Origin of the sequence: Nonomuraea sp. NPDC047897, assembly GCF_043204415.1 — a bacterium.
GTDB lineage: Bacteria > Actinomycetota > Actinomycetes > Streptosporangiales > Streptosporangiaceae > Nonomuraea.
The window spans coordinates 731,800-745,402 of sequence record NZ_JBIDCC010000002.1 but is presented as its reverse complement, the minus strand read 5'-3'; the positions used below and the strand labels follow the sequence as shown (position 1 = coordinate 745,402).

Sequence of the window (13,603 nt, the reverse complement as noted above, 5' to 3'; positions counted from 1 at the left end):
TAGCTATAAAAGGAATCCGTCACCGAAATGACGGGGTTGTGCATCATGCACTGGCTTTTAACACACTGTTGAGTTCTCAAGAAACGGACGCGTACTCCCCAGAACCTCAGGAAGGCGCACACTTCACGTTCCGATCTTACCAGGCTTGCGATCCCGTGTCAATCTCGATCTCGCTGGTCCTGGCGCCCCGTCTCCGGGGCAACCCTCGTAACTTACCGTGGCATCATGGCCGTGTCGAATCAACCGATTTTCCGGTGATTCGAACGCGCCCACGACGACTCGAACCTGGGCACGACGAGGCGCCTTGGCCGAGTGTTGTTCTCAAGGGGCTTGCCCGAGGCCCGTCCGCCTGTCCGGCGTCCGGCTCACTCCCGGGCGATGTGAAAGATTAGGTCGCCATCCGCGACTCGTCAAATCGCCCTGGAGCGGGCAGGTCAACGGGTAGGTCAACGGGCAGCCGCGAGTGCGCGCACCTGGGCCGCCGAGGTGAACAGCTCCGCCGCCATCCCCGCCTCACGCGCCGCCGCCACGTTCGCCGCGTTGTCGTCGATGAACAGCACCCGCGACGGTTCGACCCCCATCCGCGCCGCGCAGATCTCGTACGCCCGCGGGTCCGGCTTGGCCACCCCGATCCGGCAGGAGAACGTCAGCGCCGCGAACCTCGCGAGCCACCGCCCGTGCCCGGACTCCCACACCGGCACCAGGTCCTCGACGATGTTGGACAGCAGCCCCAGCGTGCGCCCCTCGTCTGCCAGCTCGCACACCACCTCCACCATCTCCTCGTCCACCACGCTCCAACTGGCCACGTCCGCCCGCACGAGCGCCGGCACGTCGGCGAGCCGGACGCCGAGGCGGGCGGCGACCGCGGCCCAGTAGCCGGCCGCGTCCTGGCCGGCGTCGTAGGGGGGCCGACAGGCCCAGTACGCCTCCCAGAACCCCTTTTCCGGCACCCCGGCCAGTTCCACGAGGCGCCGCCGCGCCTCCTCCGTCTGGTTACGGGCGATGACTCCGTACAAATCGAAAACGATCACATCGGGCATACCGCCGAGCCTATGCGCGTATCCTGCCCCGGTGTCCCAAGTCGCCACCCTCGCCCCTCCTGTCCCACCGGCGGTGCGTTCGCGCCGGTGGAGCCCCTGGTTGGCGGCGCCCGCCGTCTTTCTGGCCACCCTCACCGGGTCCGGCTCGGCGTCACTGAACGGCGACGAGCTCGCGACGCTGAGCGCCGCGTCACGATCCGTGCCGGGCCTTTGGGCGCTGGCTCACAACATCGACGGGCACTTCCTGCCGTACTACCTGTTCATGCAGCTGTGGGTGCAGGCGGGCACGGCGGAGCTGTGGCTCAGGCTGCCGTCCGCGCTGGCGATCGGGGTGGCCGCGTGGTTCCTCGCCGACCTGGGGCGCCGGCTGCACGGCGTCCCGGCCGGGCTGACGGCCGCGACGGTCTTCGCGGTGCTGCCGACGGTGTCCTTCTACGGCGCGTACGCCCGGTCGTACGCCTTCGCCGCGGCGGCGGTGACGCTCTCGTTCTGGGCGCTGCACCGGGCGGCGCGGGGGCACGGCTGGGTGCTGTACGGGGTGTCGGTGGCGCTGGTGTCGTGCACCCACCTGTTCGCGGTGCTGGCCCTGCCCGCGCACCTGCCGGTGCTGCTCTCGCTGGTCCCCCGCCGCACGCTGCTGCTGCGGGCGGCTCCCGCGCTGGCCGCGGGAGCGGTGCCGGCGCTCGTGCTGGGGCTGGTGGGGTACGGCGCGCGGCACGCGATCAGCTGGATCCCGCAGAAGGGTCCGGAGGTGCTGCTGAAGTTCCCGCTGATGACGACGGGCGTGACGGCCACAGGCGTGATCCTGCTCGCGGTGGCGACGGCCGGCGCGGCGCTGCTGTTCGCCCGGGACACGGACGGCCGGCCGTGGGCCGGGGCGCTGGCGGGCTGGGTGGTGCTGCCGCCGCTGCTGCTGCTCGCCGTGTCGCACCTCGTCACACCGGCCTACGTGGACCGCTACCTGTTCGTGACCACGCCGGGTGCGGCGCTGCTCGCCGGGATCGCCGCGGCGAGCGTGCCGGGGACCGTGGCGCGGGCCGCGGCGGGCTGTCTGCTCGTGGTCGCCACGCTCGTCCCCGGGCTCACCCGGCACGCCGAGCTGCGGGCGCACAACGGGCGGTTCGAGGACTTCCCCGGCGCGGTGCGGCAGGTACGCGCGCAGGCCGGCGACGCGATCGTGTTCGGGCAGAGCTCGGTTCGGGCGGGCTTCCACTACTACGCCCCGGCCGGCGGGCCGGACGACGTGCTGCTGCTGGACCGTGCTCCGCAGCCGCGCGGATTCGGATTCGCGGAACGCACCGACGTCGCGGCGATGCTGGCCGACCGTCGACGGGTCTGGCTGGTGTGGCGCGGCACCAAGGCGACGGGGTCGCGCCTGCCGCGGGTGCGGGCCGTCAGGGAGGCCGGGTTCGAGCAGGTCAGGTCGTGGCACTCGGCCGAGCTGCCCGGCCTCACCGTCGCATTGTACGCCCGGCCCTGATCGGTCGTCGGCCCGCCGGGGCCTCAGCCCGGCCCGGGCCTCGGCCCGCCGTGACATGCCGGCGTGGGCGGACCGAAGGAGCCGCCCACGCCGCCGCCGGGCAAGGTCAGCCGATCTCGACGCCGCCGATCGCCTTCTTGCCGCGCCTCAGCACCATGAACCGGCCGTGCAGCAGGTCGTCGGCCGTCGGCACGTAGGCCTCGTCGGTGATCTTGACGTTGTTGAGGTAGGCGCCGCCCTCCTTGACCGCGCGGCGGGCCGCCGACTTGGACTCCACCAGCCCGCTGTCGGCCAGCAGGTCGACGTACGGGACGCCCAGCGCGGGCACCGTCGCCCTGGGCACCTCGGCGAGGGCGGCCTCCAGCGTCGCGGCGGGCAGCTCTTCCAGCGAGCCCTGCCCGAACAGCGCCTTGGACGCCGCCACCACCGCCGCCAGCTCGGCCTCGCCGTGCACCAGGGTGGTCATGTCCTCGGCCAGCGCCCGCTGCGCCTCGCGGGCGAACGGCCGGTCGGCGACGGCCTTCTCCAGCGCCTCGACTTCCTCGCGCGAGCGGAACGTGAAGACCTTGAGGAAGCGCACCACATCGCGGTCGTCAGCGTTCAGCCAGTACTGGTAGAACGCGTACGGCGAGGTCAACGAGCCGTCGAGCCACACCGCGCCGCCGGCGGTCTTGCCGAACTTGGTGCCGTCGGCCTTGGTGATCAGCTTGCCGGTGAGGGCGTGCACGTGGGCGCCCTCGACGCGGCGGATCAGGTCGACGCCCGCGGTGATGTTGCCCCACTGGTCGCTGCCACCGAGCTGCAGCGTGCACCCGTGGCGCCGGTAGAGCTCGAGGTAGTCGTTGGCCTGCAGGATCTGGTAGCTGAACTCCGTGTAGCTCAGCCCCTCACCGCCCAGGCGGGCCGAGACTGACTCGCGGGCCAGCATCCGGTTGACCGGGAAGTGCTTGCCGACGTCGCGCAGGAAGTCGATGGCGGTCAGCTCGGCGGTCCAGTCGAGGTTGCTGACCAGCGTCGCGGAGGTGGGACCGGCCTCGAAGGACAGGAACTTCTCCACCTGCACCCGGATCCTGGCCACCCACTCGGCGACGACGTCGGAGGTGTTGAGCACCCGCTCGGTGCTGCGGCCGCTCGGATCGCCGATGAGCCCGGTGGCGCCGCCGACGAGCCCGATCGGCCGGTGGCCGGCGCGCTGGAAGCGGGTCAGGATCAGCAACGTGGCGAGGTTTCCGACATGCAGCGACGGCGCCGTCGGGTCGAAGCCCGCATAGACCGTGATCGGGCCCTCCGACAGCGCCTTGCGCAGGGCGTCGACGTCGGTGGTCTGCGCGAGGACGTCGCGCCATTCGAGCTCATCGAGAATGTCGGTCACGGTGCCGGCTTTCCAGTAGGTGTCGGATGTTCACAGCGTGCCCGATCGCGCAGGAAGACCGCCACTTGGATAGTCTCGATCCCCATGTGGAGGGTCCGTCGCGAGCCGGCCGTTTTCAAGATTTTAGGGGCTCTGGTCTGTGCGGGTCTCGCCGTCCACTGGTACGTCGGCGGTGACGTGCGCGGCGTCATCCTGGCGGTCCCCGCAGCGGTGCTGGTCGGCGCGATGGGGCTGCGCGACCTGCTCGTGCCGGTGCGGCTGACGGCCGACGAGAGCGGCATCACCGTGGTGCACGGCTACGCCGGCCGGCGGCACGTCCCGTGGGAGCGGATCGAGGACGTCAAGGTGGACGTCCGCAGGCGGTGGGGGCTGCGCAGCGAGATGCTGGAGATCGACACGGGCGACCACCTGCACATCTTCAGCGCTCACGACCTGGGTGCATCGCCCACGGAGGTGGCCGCCGAGCTGCGCCGGCGCGGCACGTGAGGCCGGTACGGCGAGACGGTCGGGTCGCCGTCGATCCAGAACCGCCAGGGGATCTCCTTGGCCGCCGAGATGCCGGTGCGCGGGCCCGACCTGATCAGCTCGGGTTCGGGCGGGCTGCCCGCCAGCACGACGGCCCCGGCCGACCAGGCGGCCCCCGCTGACAGACGGCTCTCCACCGTGAAAGCAGGCGGGTCGTCCATGGCGACGGCGTCGATGCCGTTGTGCTCGCGGGCCAGGCCGAGCGCCGTCGCCAGCCGGGCGGGACCGCGGGCGAGGTCACGGTCGGCCATCCGCCGGGGAGCCCGCGCCGCCGAGCCGCCGGAGCCCTGACCGTCACCCGACCCGGCGTTCGGTTCAGCGTCCGGTTCAGCGTCCGACCCGGCGGGGGCGGCGCCGGCGGAGCGGCGCAGGCGGGCGAGGTCGTGGCCGCCGACGATCTCGCCGGCGCGCAGCAGCACCGCCGACCCGTGGTCCTCGGGCAGGCACACCAGGTTGGCGCAGAAGTGCATGCCGTAGGTGAAGTACACGTACAGGTGACCCGGCGGCCCGAACATCACCGCGTTGCGCGGTGTCCGGCCGCGGTAGGTGTGGGCGGCCGGGTCCTCGCCCGGCCCGCCGTACGCCTCGACCTCCGTGAGCCGCACCGCCACGGCGCCGTCCGGGCCACCGTGCACGAGGACGCGCCCGAGCAGGTCGGGCGCCACCTCGTGGGACGGCCGGTCAAAGAACGAGCGCGGCAGCGGCGCGGTGGTCAGGAGCCCGCCGCCCATGCCGCCTGGGCGTCGACGGACTCGCGCAGCGCGGCGAGCTGGTCGCGCACCCGGTCGGGGGCGGTGCCGCCGTGCGCCTTGCGCGCGGCGAGCGCGCCGGCCACGTTGAGCACGTCGCGGACGTCGGGCGTGAGGTGCTCCGACACCTTGGCGAGCTCATCGTCGGTCAGCTCGCCGAGGTCGCGTTCGTTGACCTGGCACCACACCACCAGGTGGCCGACGGCCTCGTGCGCCTCGCGGAACGGCACGCCCCGCCGGACCAGCAGCTCGGCCAGGTCGGTGGCGAGCGCGAACCCGTCGGGGGCCGACGCCTCCAGCCGGGCGGTGTTGACCCGCATGGTCGCGACCAGCCCGGCCATCGCGGGCAGGACGAGCAGCAGCGTGTCGACGGCGTCGAACACCGGCTCCTTGTCCTCCTGCAGGTCGCGGTTGTAGGTGAGCGGCAGGCCCTTCAGCGTCGTCAGCAGCGCCATCAGGTTGCCGATGAGCCGCCCGGACTTGCCGCGGGCCAGCTCGGCCACGTCGGGGTTCTTCTTCTGCGGCATGATCGACGAGCCGGTGGAGTAGGCGTCGTCCATCTCGATCCAGCGGAACTCCTGCGAGGCCCAGAGCACGATCTCCTCGCCGAGCCGCGACAGGTGCACCCCGATCATCGCCGCGTCGAACAGGAACTCGGCGGCGAAGTCGCGGTCGGCGACGGCGTCCATCGAGTTGGGGGCCGCGCTGTCGAAGCCCAGCTCCGCGGCCACGGCCTGCGGGTCGAGCGGCAGCGACGAGCCGGCCAGCGCGCCGGAGCCGAGCGGTGAGACGGCGGCGCGCCTGTCCCAGTCGGTGAGCCGGTCGATGTCGCGGGCGAAGGCGTGCACGTGGGCGAGGAGCTGGTGGCCGAAGGACACCGGCTGCGCGTGCTGCAGGTGGGTCATGCCGGGCGCGGCCGTGTCGGCGTGCCGCTCGGCCTGCTCCATCAGCGCCGTCTCCAGCTCGACCAGCCGGGAGACGATCGTGCGCGCGTGGTCGCGCAGGTAGAGGCGCAGGTCGGTGGCGATCTGGTCGTTGCGGCTGCGCCCGGCGCGCAACTTGCCGCCGAGCGAGCCGAGCCGCTCCAGCAGGCCGCGCTCCAGCGCCGTGTGCACGTCCTCGTCGGCGACCGTCGGCCGGAACTCGCCCGCCTTGCAGGCCCGCTCCAGGTCGTCCAGCGCGCCGATCATGCGCTCCAGTTCGCCGGGCGTCAGCAGGCCGGCCCGGTGCAGCACGCGGGCGTGCGCCCGGGAGGCCGCCAGGTCGTACGGCACCAGCCGCCAGTCGAAGTGCACGCTCACCGACAGCCTCGTCAGCGCGTCGGACGGGCCTCCCTCGAAACGTGCGCCCCACAACCGCATCGGCTTGCCCTCACTCACCGTTCATCTCCTTTTCGTCAAGATCTCGTAACCGCGTGCGCGACCCTGGTGCACCTCACCCGTGCTTCGCGTCCCGGGCAGCAGCGATCTTGGAAGGAAGGCTGAAGAGCTGGACGAAGCCCCTGGCCAGGGACTGGTCGAAGGTGTCGCCGGTGTCGTAGGTGGCCAGCGAGAAATCGTACAGGGACTCCTGGGACCGCCGCCCGGTGACCACGGCGCGGCCGCCGTGCAGCGTCATCCGGATGTCGCCGGACACGTGCCGCTGGGCGTCGTCGATGAAGGCGTCGAGCGCGTCCTTCAGCGGCGAGAACCACAGGCCGTCGTAGACCAGTTCGCTCCAGCGCTGGTCGACGCCGCGCTTGAAGCGGGCCAGGTCGCGTTCGACGGTGACGTTCTCCAGCTCCATGTGGGCGGTGATCAGGGCGATGGCGGCGGGCGCCTCGTACACCTCGCGCGACTTGATGCCGACCAGCCGGTCCTCGACCAGGTCGATCCGGCCGACGCCCTGCGCGCCGGCGCGCCGGTTGAGCTCGGCGATCATCTGGTACGGGGTGAGCGACCGGCCGTCGATCCCGACGGGGACGCCCCGCTCGAAGGTGATGACGAGCTCGTCGGGGTCGCGCGGCACGGCCGGGTCGGCGGTGTAGGCGTAGACGTCCTCGGAGGGCCCGTTCCAGATGTCCTCCAGGAAGCCGGTCTCGACGGCGCGGCCCCACAGGTTCTGGTCGATGGAGAACGGGTTCTGCTTGCTGGTCTCGATGGGCAGCCCGGTCCGCTCGGCGAAGTCGATGGCCTTGTCGCGGGTCCAGGCGAAGTCGCGGGCCGGCGCTACGACGCGCAGGTCGGGTGCGAGCGCGGCCAGGCCGGCCTCGAAGCGGACCTGGTCGTTGCCCTTGCCGGTGCAGCCGTGGGAGACGACCGTGCCGCCGAACCGCTTGGCCGCGGAGACGAGGTGCCTGGCGATGAGCGGCCGCGACAGCGACGACAGCAGCGGGTAGCGGTCCATGTAGAGGGCGTTGGCGCGCAGCGCGGGCACGCAGAAGTCGGCGGCGAACTCCTCCTTGGCGTCCACGACGACCGACTCGACCGCGCCGCAGTCCAGGGCGCGCTTCCGGATGGCTTCCAGGTCCTCGCCGCCCTGGCCGAGGTCCACCGCGACGGCGATGACCTCGGCGTCCATCTGCTCGGCCAGGAACGGGATGGCGACGGAGGTGTCGAGGCCCCCGGAGAACGCGAGGACTACTCTCTCGGACATCGTGCTGGACCTTTCCTTGGCGGCTCGTGTCAGCTTCGCCGGTCGGCGGCCTTCAGCAGGGCTTCGGCGAGCGCCTGGCCGCCCTGCGGGTCGCGGCTGATCACGAGGATCGTGTCGTCCCCGGCGACGGTGCCGAGGATGGCCTCCCAGTCGGCGTGGTCGATGGCGGAGGCGAGGAACTGGGCGGCGCCCGGCGGGGTGCGGACGATGACCAGGTTGGCCGAGGCCTCGGCGGAGACGAGGAGTTCTTCGGCGATGCGGTGCAGTCGTGCCGCGGGCGTCTCGCCGGTGCCGAGGCGGGCCAGCGGGATGCGGCCGCCGCCCTCGCCGGGCAGGGCGTAGACGAGGGAGCCGTCCTCGGCGCGCAGCTTGAGCGCGCCGAGCTCGTCGAGGTCACGTGACAGGGTGGCCTGGGTGACCTCGACGCCGCTCTCGGCCAGGAGCTTGGCCAGCTCGGGCTGGGAGCGCACGGGCTGGCGCTGCAGCAGATCGGTGATCTTCGCCTGGCGCGCGACCTTGGTCATCGGGATCGTCATGCCGTGCCCACCAGCCAGTGCAGGAGCGCCTTCTGGGCGTGCAGGCGGTTCTCCGCCTGGTCCCACACGGCGCTGGCGGGCCCGTCGAGCACGTCGGCGGTGATCTCGTAGCCGCGGTAGGCGGGCAGGCAGTGCAGCACGATCGCGTCGTCGGCGGCCAGGCCGAGCAGCTCGGCGTTGACCTGGTAGGGCATGAGGGCGGCGACGCGCTCCTCCTTGCCGTCCTGGCCCATCGACACCCAGGTGTCCGTGGCGACGACGTGCGCGCCGGCGACGGCGGCGGCCGGGTCGGACACCGCCACGACGGACCCGCCGGTCTCGGCGGCGATGGCGGCGGCCCGGTCGAGGACGACGGCGTCCGGCTGGTAGCCGGCGGGCGCGCCGATGCGCACGTGCATGCCGGCGGTGGCGCAGCCGAGCAGGTAGGAGTGGGCCATGTTGTTGGCGCCGTCGCCGAGGTAGGCCAGCGTCAGCCCGGCGGTGCGGCCGAGGCGTTCGCGGACGGTCTGCAGGTCGGCGAGGATCTGGCAGGGGTGGAACTCGTCGGTGAGCGCGTTGACGACGGGCACGTGGGACGCCGAGGCCATCGCCTCGATGCGCGCCTGGCCGGAGGTGCGCCAGACGATCGCGGCGACCTGGCGTTCGAGGACGCGGGCGGTGTCCTCGATCGGTTCGCCGCGGCCCATCTGGGAGGAGCCACCGTCGATGACGAGCGGCAGCCCGCCGAGCTCGCCCACACCGACGGCGAAGGACACGCGGGTACGGGTGGACGGCTTGTCGAACAGCAGGGCGACGGTCCGCGGCCCGGCGAGGGGGCGGTAGCCGAACCGGTCCTTCTTCATGGCCTCGGCCAGGTCGAGGACCTCCGTCTGCTCGGCGGGAGTGAGGTCGTCGTCCCTCAGGAAGTGTCTCACCGGCTCGCCTCCGTCAGGATCGCGGGGAACGCGGCCACCAGCGCGTCGATCTCCTCGTCCGTCACCACGAGCGGCGGGGCCAGCCGGACGGCGTCGGGTTGCAGGGCGTTGACCAGGAAGCCCGCGCGGGCGGCGGCCTCCTGGACGCGGCCGGAGACCGGCTGGGTCAGCACGGTGGCGAGCCACAGGCCGCGGCCGCGCACGCCCTTGAGCAGCGGGTGGTCCACCGCTTGCAGGCCGGTGCGCAGCCGGTGGGCGACCCGCTTGACGTGGTCGAGGTCGACGTGGTCGAGGACGGCCAGGGCGGCGGCGCAGGAGATCGGGTTGCCGCCGAAGGTGGAGCCGTGGTCACCCTTGGCGAACAGGGTGCCTGCCTCGCCGAAGCCGACGCAGGCGCCGATCGGCAGGCCGCCGCCGAGCCCCTTGGCGAGGGTGAGGATGTCGGGGACGAAGCCGTCGGCCTGGTGGGCGAACCAGTGGCCGGTCCGGCCGATCGCCGACTGGATCTCGTCGGCGACGAGCAGCGCGCCGGTGGCGTCGCAGATCTCGCGGGCGGCGGCCAGGTAGCCGTCGGGCGGCGGGACGACGCCGGCCTCGCCCTGGGTGGGCTCCAGGAACACCGCGATGCAGTCGCCGGTGACGGCCTCCTTGAGCGCGCCCGCGTCGCCGTACGGGACGAAGCGGACATCCACCGGGAAGGGCCCGAACTTGTCGCGGATGGACTGCTTGCCGGTCAGCGACAGGGCGCCGATGGTGCGGCCGTGGAAGCCGTTCTCGGCGGCGACGAAGTAGCTGCGGCCCTCGCGCCGACCGTAGGTGAGCGCGAGCTTGTAGGCGGCCTCGTTGGCCTCGGTGCCGGAGTTGGCGAAGAAGACGCGGCCGGGGGCGCCGAGCAGGCCGAGCAGGCGCTCGGCGAGCAGCACCTCGGGCTCGTGCAGGAACAGGTTGCTGGTGTGGGCGATCGTGGCGGCCTGGCGGGAGACCGCCTCGACCAGCGCGGGGTGGGCGTGGCCGAGGGAGCTGACGGCGATGCCGCCGATGAAGTCGAGGTAGGCGTTGCCGTCGACGTCCCACACGCGGGTGCCCTCGCCGCGGGCCAGCGCGACCGGGGGCACTCCGTAGTTGGGCATGAAGGCCCGCTCGAACCTGTCGTACAGGCTCGGCTGGTCACTCATCGGGCATCACCATGGTTCCGATTCCTTCGTCGGTGAAGATCTCCAGCAGCAGCGCGTGGCGCACCCGCCCGTCGAGCACGTGGGCCCGCGGAACGCCGCCGCGCACCGCTGTCAGGCATGCCCCCATTTTGGGGACCATACCGCTGGACAGGGTGGGCATGAGGGTTTCGAGCTCGGTGGCGGCCAGTTCGTCGATCACGTCGGTGTCGTCGGGCCAGTTGGCGTACAGGCCCTCGACGTCGGTGAGGATGACGAGCTTGTGGGCGCGCAGCGCGACGGCCAGCGCGGCGGCCGCGGTGTCGGCGTTCACGTTGTAGATCTCTCCGTCGGCGCCGCGGGCGACGCTGGAGACGACGGGGATGCGGCCGTCGCCGAGCAGGGCCTCGACGGCGCCGGGCTCGACCTTGACGATCTCGCCGACCTGGCCGATGTCGACGGGCTCGCCGTCGACGACCGCGTGCGTGCGCTCGGCGGTGAACAGGTGGGCGTCCTCGCCGGACAGGCCGACGGCGAACGGGCCGTGCCGGTTGATCAGGCCGACGACGTCGCGGTTGACCTGGCCGACGAGCACCATCCTGACGATCCGCATGGCCTCGGGCGTGGTGACCCGCAGGCCGGCGGTGAAGGTGGACTCGATGCCCAGCCGGTCGAGGTGCTCGCTGATCTGCGGGCCGCCGCCGTGCACGACGACCGGGCGCAGGCCGGCGTGGCGCAGGAAGACGACGTCCTCGGCGAAGCCCTCCTTCAGGGACTCCTCGGTCATCGCGTTGCCGCCGTACTTGATGACGACGGTCGCGCCGTGGAAGCGGGTCAGCCAGGGCAGCGCCTCGATGAGAGTGCTCGCCTTGGCGTGCGCGCCGTTGGCCCTCATGACGAGTACGCCGAGTTCTCGTGCACGTAGGCGGCGGTCAGGTCGGTCGTGTGGACCGTCGCGGTGTGGGTGCCGGCCGCCAGGTCGATGGTGATCGTGACGTCGCGGGGACGCATGTCGACCTTGTCGCGGTCGTCGCCGACCGCGCCGCCGCGGCAGACCCAGATGCCGTTGATGGCGACGTTGAGCCGGTCGGGCTCGAAGACGGCGTCGGTGGTGCCGGCGGCGGCCAGCACGCGGCCCCAGTTGGGGTCCTCGCCGTGGATGGCGCACTTGAGCAGGTTGGACCGGGAGACGGCGCGGCCCACGGTGACCGCGTCGTCCTCGCTGGCGGCGCCGACCACCTCGATCGCGATGGCCTTGCTGGCGCCCTCGGCGTCGACGAGCAGCTGGCGGGCCAGGTCGGCGCAGACCTCGGTGACCTTCTGCTCGAACTCGGCCAGGTCGGGCGTGACGCCGGCGGCGCCGCTGGCGAGCAGCAGCACGGTGTCGTTGGTGGACATGCAGCCGTCGGTGTCGAGCCGGTCGAAGGTCACGGCGGTGGCCCGGCGCAGCACGGTGTCGAGCTGCTCGGCGGTCAGGTCGGCGTCGGTGGTGACCACGCAGAGCATGGTGGCCAGCCCCGGGGCGAGCATGCCGGCGCCCTTGGCCATGCCGCCCACCATGTAGCCGTCGGCCCGCTTGAAGGAGATCTTGGAGACGGTGTCGGTGGTGCGGATGGCGTCGGCGGCGGCGAGGCCGCCGTCGCGGGAGAGCTGCGCGGCGGCCTGCTCGACGCCGGGCAGCAGGGCGTCCATCGGCAGTCGCTCGCCGATCAGGCCGGTGGAGCAGACGGCGACCTCGCCGGCGGAGTCGTCGATGACCTCGGCGACCTTCTCGGCGGTGGCGTGAGTGTCCTGGAAGCCTTCGGGGCCGGTGCAGGCGTTGGCACCGCCGGAGTTGAGGACGACGGCCCGCACGCGGCCGCCACGCAGCACCTGCTGCGACCACAGGACGGGCGCGGCCTTGACGCGGTTGGCGGTGAAGACGCCGGCCGCGGCGCGGCTCGGCCCGTCGTTGACGACGAGGGCCAGGTCGCGGGCGGCGCCGGGCTTGATGCCGGCGGCGATGCCCGCGGCCCGGAAGCCGAGGGGGGCGGTCACACTCATGGGGCCACTCCAGTCGTGGGAAGTCCGAGCTCTTCCGGCAGGCCGAGGGCGAGGTTGGCGCTCTGGATCGCGCCTCCGGCCGTGCCCTTGGTGAGGTTGTCGATGGCGATGACGGCGACCAGGCGGCCGGCGCGCTCGTCGAGCGTCACCTGCAGCGCGGCGGTGTTGGCGCCGTAGGTCATCGCGGTGGCGGGCCAGACGCCCTCGGGCAGCAGCCGCGCGAACGGCTCGGTGGCCAGCGCGCTCTCGTACGCCTCGCGGACGGCGGCCCTGGTCAGGCCGGGGGCGGCGGGGGCCGTGCAGGTGGCGAGGATGCCGCGGCTCATCGGGGCGAGCGTGGGGGTGAACGACACCCGCACCGGCGTGCCGGCGGCGGCCGTGAGTCCCTGCTCCATCTCGGGGGTGTGCCGGTGGACGCCGCCGACGCCGTAGGCGCCGACCGAGCCCATGACCTCGCTGCCGAGCAGGCTGGTCTTGGGCGACTTGCCGGCGCCGCTGGTGCCGCTGGCGGCGACCACGACCACGTCGGGCTCGGCCAGGCCGGCGGCGAACGCGGGGGCGAGGGCGAGCAGGACGGAGGTCGGGTAGCAGCCGGGGACGGCGATCCGCCGGGCGGACTTGAGCAGCTCGCGCTGGCCGGGCAGCTCGGGCAGGCCGTACGGCCAGGTGCCGGCGTGCTCGCCGCCGTAGAACTCCTGCCAGGCGGCGGGGTCGGCGAGCCGGTGGTCGGCGCCGCAGTCGACGACGAGCGTGTCGTCGCCGAGGGCGGCGGCGACCGCCGCGGAGTGGCCGTGCGGCAGGGCGAGGAAGACGACGTCGTGCCCGGCGAGCGTCTCGGGGGTGGTCTCCTGGATGCGGCGGCCGGCCAGGGCGGGCAGGTGGGGCTGGTGGGCGCCGAGCGGGCTGCCGGCGCTGGAGGCCGCGGTCAGCGCGCCGATCTCGAACTCGGGGTGGGCGAGCAGCAGCCTGAGCAGCTCCCCTCCCGCGTAGCCGCTGGCTCCGGCGACCGCCGCCCTCATCACAGGACCCCCTGTATGTTCATGCACGATAACTCATGGTTTTGCTATGAAGAGATGATGCACGGCCCGGGATGGATATGCAAGCCGGGCACGCCCAGGTGTGGTCTGGCGCACATACTTACCGGTCGGTACTGTGAGGA

At 72.6% G+C, this 13,603-nt stretch carries 13 protein-coding genes; 2 read left to right on the top strand and 11 right to left on the bottom strand.

Annotated features, from left to right (window positions below; translation table 11 throughout):
* Window positions 1-446 precede the first annotated feature (446 nt).
* Window positions 447-1,040 carry an HAD-IA family hydrolase gene (locus tag ACGF0J_RS06885; RefSeq protein ID WP_393142703.1) on the bottom strand — a complete coding sequence of 198 codons (594 nt, stop codon included), beginning with the start codon at window positions 1,038-1,040 and terminating at the stop codon, window positions 447-449.
* 31 nt (window positions 1,041-1,071) lie between these two features.
* Here ACGF0J_RS06885 and ACGF0J_RS06880 point away from each other — a divergent pair, with 31 nt between their 5' ends.
* Window positions 1,072-2,520 (top strand): glycosyltransferase family 39 protein, encoded by a 1,449-nt coding sequence (locus ACGF0J_RS06880; RefSeq protein WP_393142701.1) that lies wholly within the window; start codon window positions 1,072-1,074, stop codon window positions 2,518-2,520.
* Between the two features lie 106 nt (window positions 2,521-2,626).
* Here ACGF0J_RS06880 and tyrS read toward each other — a convergent pair whose 3' ends face one another.
* Complete coding sequence (tyrS, locus tag ACGF0J_RS06875) at window positions 2,627-3,892, bottom strand: tyrosine--tRNA ligase (protein ID WP_393142699.1); 1,266 nt, start codon at window positions 3,890-3,892, stop codon at window positions 2,627-2,629.
* Between the two features lie 84 nt (window positions 3,893-3,976).
* Here tyrS and ACGF0J_RS06870 point away from each other — a divergent pair, with 84 nt between their 5' ends.
* Window positions 3,977-4,378, top strand: coding sequence for a PH domain-containing protein (locus tag ACGF0J_RS06870; protein WP_393142697.1), 402 nt, complete (start codon window positions 3,977-3,979; stop codon window positions 4,376-4,378).
* On the opposite strand, the gene ACGF0J_RS06865 is transcribed toward ACGF0J_RS06870, so the two are convergent.
* From ACGF0J_RS06865 to argC, 9 genes are all read right to left on the bottom strand, one after another.
* A complete protein-coding gene (locus ACGF0J_RS06865) occupies window positions 4,318-5,148 on the bottom strand; it encodes a DNA-3-methyladenine glycosylase (protein WP_393142695.1) in 831 nt (276 codons plus the stop codon). The two genes, ACGF0J_RS06870 and ACGF0J_RS06865, sit on opposite strands and share 61 nt — an antisense overlap.
* Window positions 5,130-6,527, bottom strand: coding sequence for an argininosuccinate lyase (gene argH / locus ACGF0J_RS06860; RefSeq protein WP_393142731.1), 1,398 nt, complete (start codon window positions 6,525-6,527; stop codon window positions 5,130-5,132). The genes ACGF0J_RS06865 and argH overlap by 19 nt, the downstream gene beginning before the upstream one ends.
* Before the next feature lie 73 nt (window positions 6,528-6,600).
* The gene (locus tag ACGF0J_RS06855) at window positions 6,601-7,800 is read right to left on the bottom strand and encodes an argininosuccinate synthase (protein ID WP_393142693.1); all 1,200 of its coding nucleotides are present in this window, start codon (window positions 7,798-7,800) and stop codon (window positions 6,601-6,603) included.
* A 29-nt stretch (window positions 7,801-7,829) separates the two neighbouring features.
* Window positions 7,830-8,336, bottom strand: a complete 507-nt coding sequence (locus ACGF0J_RS06850) for an arginine repressor (protein ID WP_393142691.1) — start codon at window positions 8,334-8,336, stop codon at window positions 7,830-7,832.
* On the bottom strand, window positions 8,333-9,250 hold the full coding sequence (gene argF, locus ACGF0J_RS06845; RefSeq protein WP_393142689.1) for an ornithine carbamoyltransferase: 918 nt from the start codon (window positions 9,248-9,250) through the stop codon (window positions 8,333-8,335). The genes ACGF0J_RS06850 and argF overlap by 4 nt, the downstream gene beginning before the upstream one ends.
* The gene (locus ACGF0J_RS06840; RefSeq protein ID WP_393142687.1) at window positions 9,247-10,425 is read right to left on the bottom strand and encodes an acetylornithine transaminase; all 1,179 of its coding nucleotides are present in this window, start codon (window positions 10,423-10,425) and stop codon (window positions 9,247-9,249) included. Before ACGF0J_RS06840 ends, argF begins: the two co-directional genes overlap by 4 nt.
* Window positions 10,418-11,296, bottom strand: a complete 879-nt coding sequence (argB, locus tag ACGF0J_RS06835; protein ID WP_393142685.1) for an acetylglutamate kinase — start codon at window positions 11,294-11,296, stop codon at window positions 10,418-10,420. The genes ACGF0J_RS06840 and argB overlap by 8 nt, the downstream gene beginning before the upstream one ends.
* A complete protein-coding gene (gene argJ, locus ACGF0J_RS06830) occupies window positions 11,293-12,444 on the bottom strand; it encodes a bifunctional glutamate N-acetyltransferase/amino-acid acetyltransferase ArgJ (protein WP_393142683.1) in 1,152 nt (383 codons plus the stop codon). Before argJ ends, argB begins: the two co-directional genes overlap by 4 nt.
* On the bottom strand, window positions 12,441-13,463 hold the full coding sequence (gene argC / locus ACGF0J_RS06825) for an N-acetyl-gamma-glutamyl-phosphate reductase (protein WP_393142681.1): 1,023 nt from the start codon (window positions 13,461-13,463) through the stop codon (window positions 12,441-12,443). The genes argJ and argC overlap by 4 nt, the downstream gene beginning before the upstream one ends.
* Between the last annotated feature and the right edge of the window lie 140 nt (window positions 13,464-13,603).

Coding starts and splice junctions, on each gene's coding strand:
- ACGF0J_RS06850 (WP_393142691.1), bottom strand. CDS start 8,336: ATGACGATCCCGATGACCAAGGTCGCGCGCCAGGCGAAGATCACCGAT.
- ACGF0J_RS06870 (WP_393142697.1), top strand. CDS start 3,977: ATGTGGAGGGTCCGTCGCGAGCCGGCCGTTTTCAAGATTTTAGGGGCT.
- ACGF0J_RS06885 (WP_393142703.1), bottom strand. CDS start 1,040: ATGCCCGATGTGATCGTTTTCGATTTGTACGGAGTCATCGCCCGTAAC.
- ACGF0J_RS06840 (WP_393142687.1), bottom strand. CDS start 10,425: ATGAGTGACCAGCCGAGCCTGTACGACAGGTTCGAGCGGGCCTTCATG.
- ACGF0J_RS06855 (WP_393142693.1), bottom strand. CDS start 7,800: ATGTCCGAGAGAGTAGTCCTCGCGTTCTCCGGGGGCCTCGACACCTCC.
- argB (WP_393142685.1), bottom strand. CDS start 11,296: ATGAGGGCCAACGGCGCGCACGCCAAGGCGAGCACTCTCATCGAGGCG.
- ACGF0J_RS06865 (WP_393142695.1), bottom strand. CDS start 5,148: ATGGGCGGCGGGCTCCTGACCACCGCGCCGCTGCCGCGCTCGTTCTTT.
- argC (WP_393142681.1), bottom strand. CDS start 13,463: ATGAGGGCGGCGGTCGCCGGAGCCAGCGGCTACGCGGGAGGGGAGCTG.
- argH (WP_393142731.1), bottom strand. CDS start 6,527: ATGCGGTTGTGGGGCGCACGTTTCGAGGGAGGCCCGTCCGACGCGCTG.
- argJ (WP_393142683.1), bottom strand. CDS start 12,444: ATGAGTGTGACCGCCCCCCTCGGCTTCCGGGCCGCGGGCATCGCCGCC.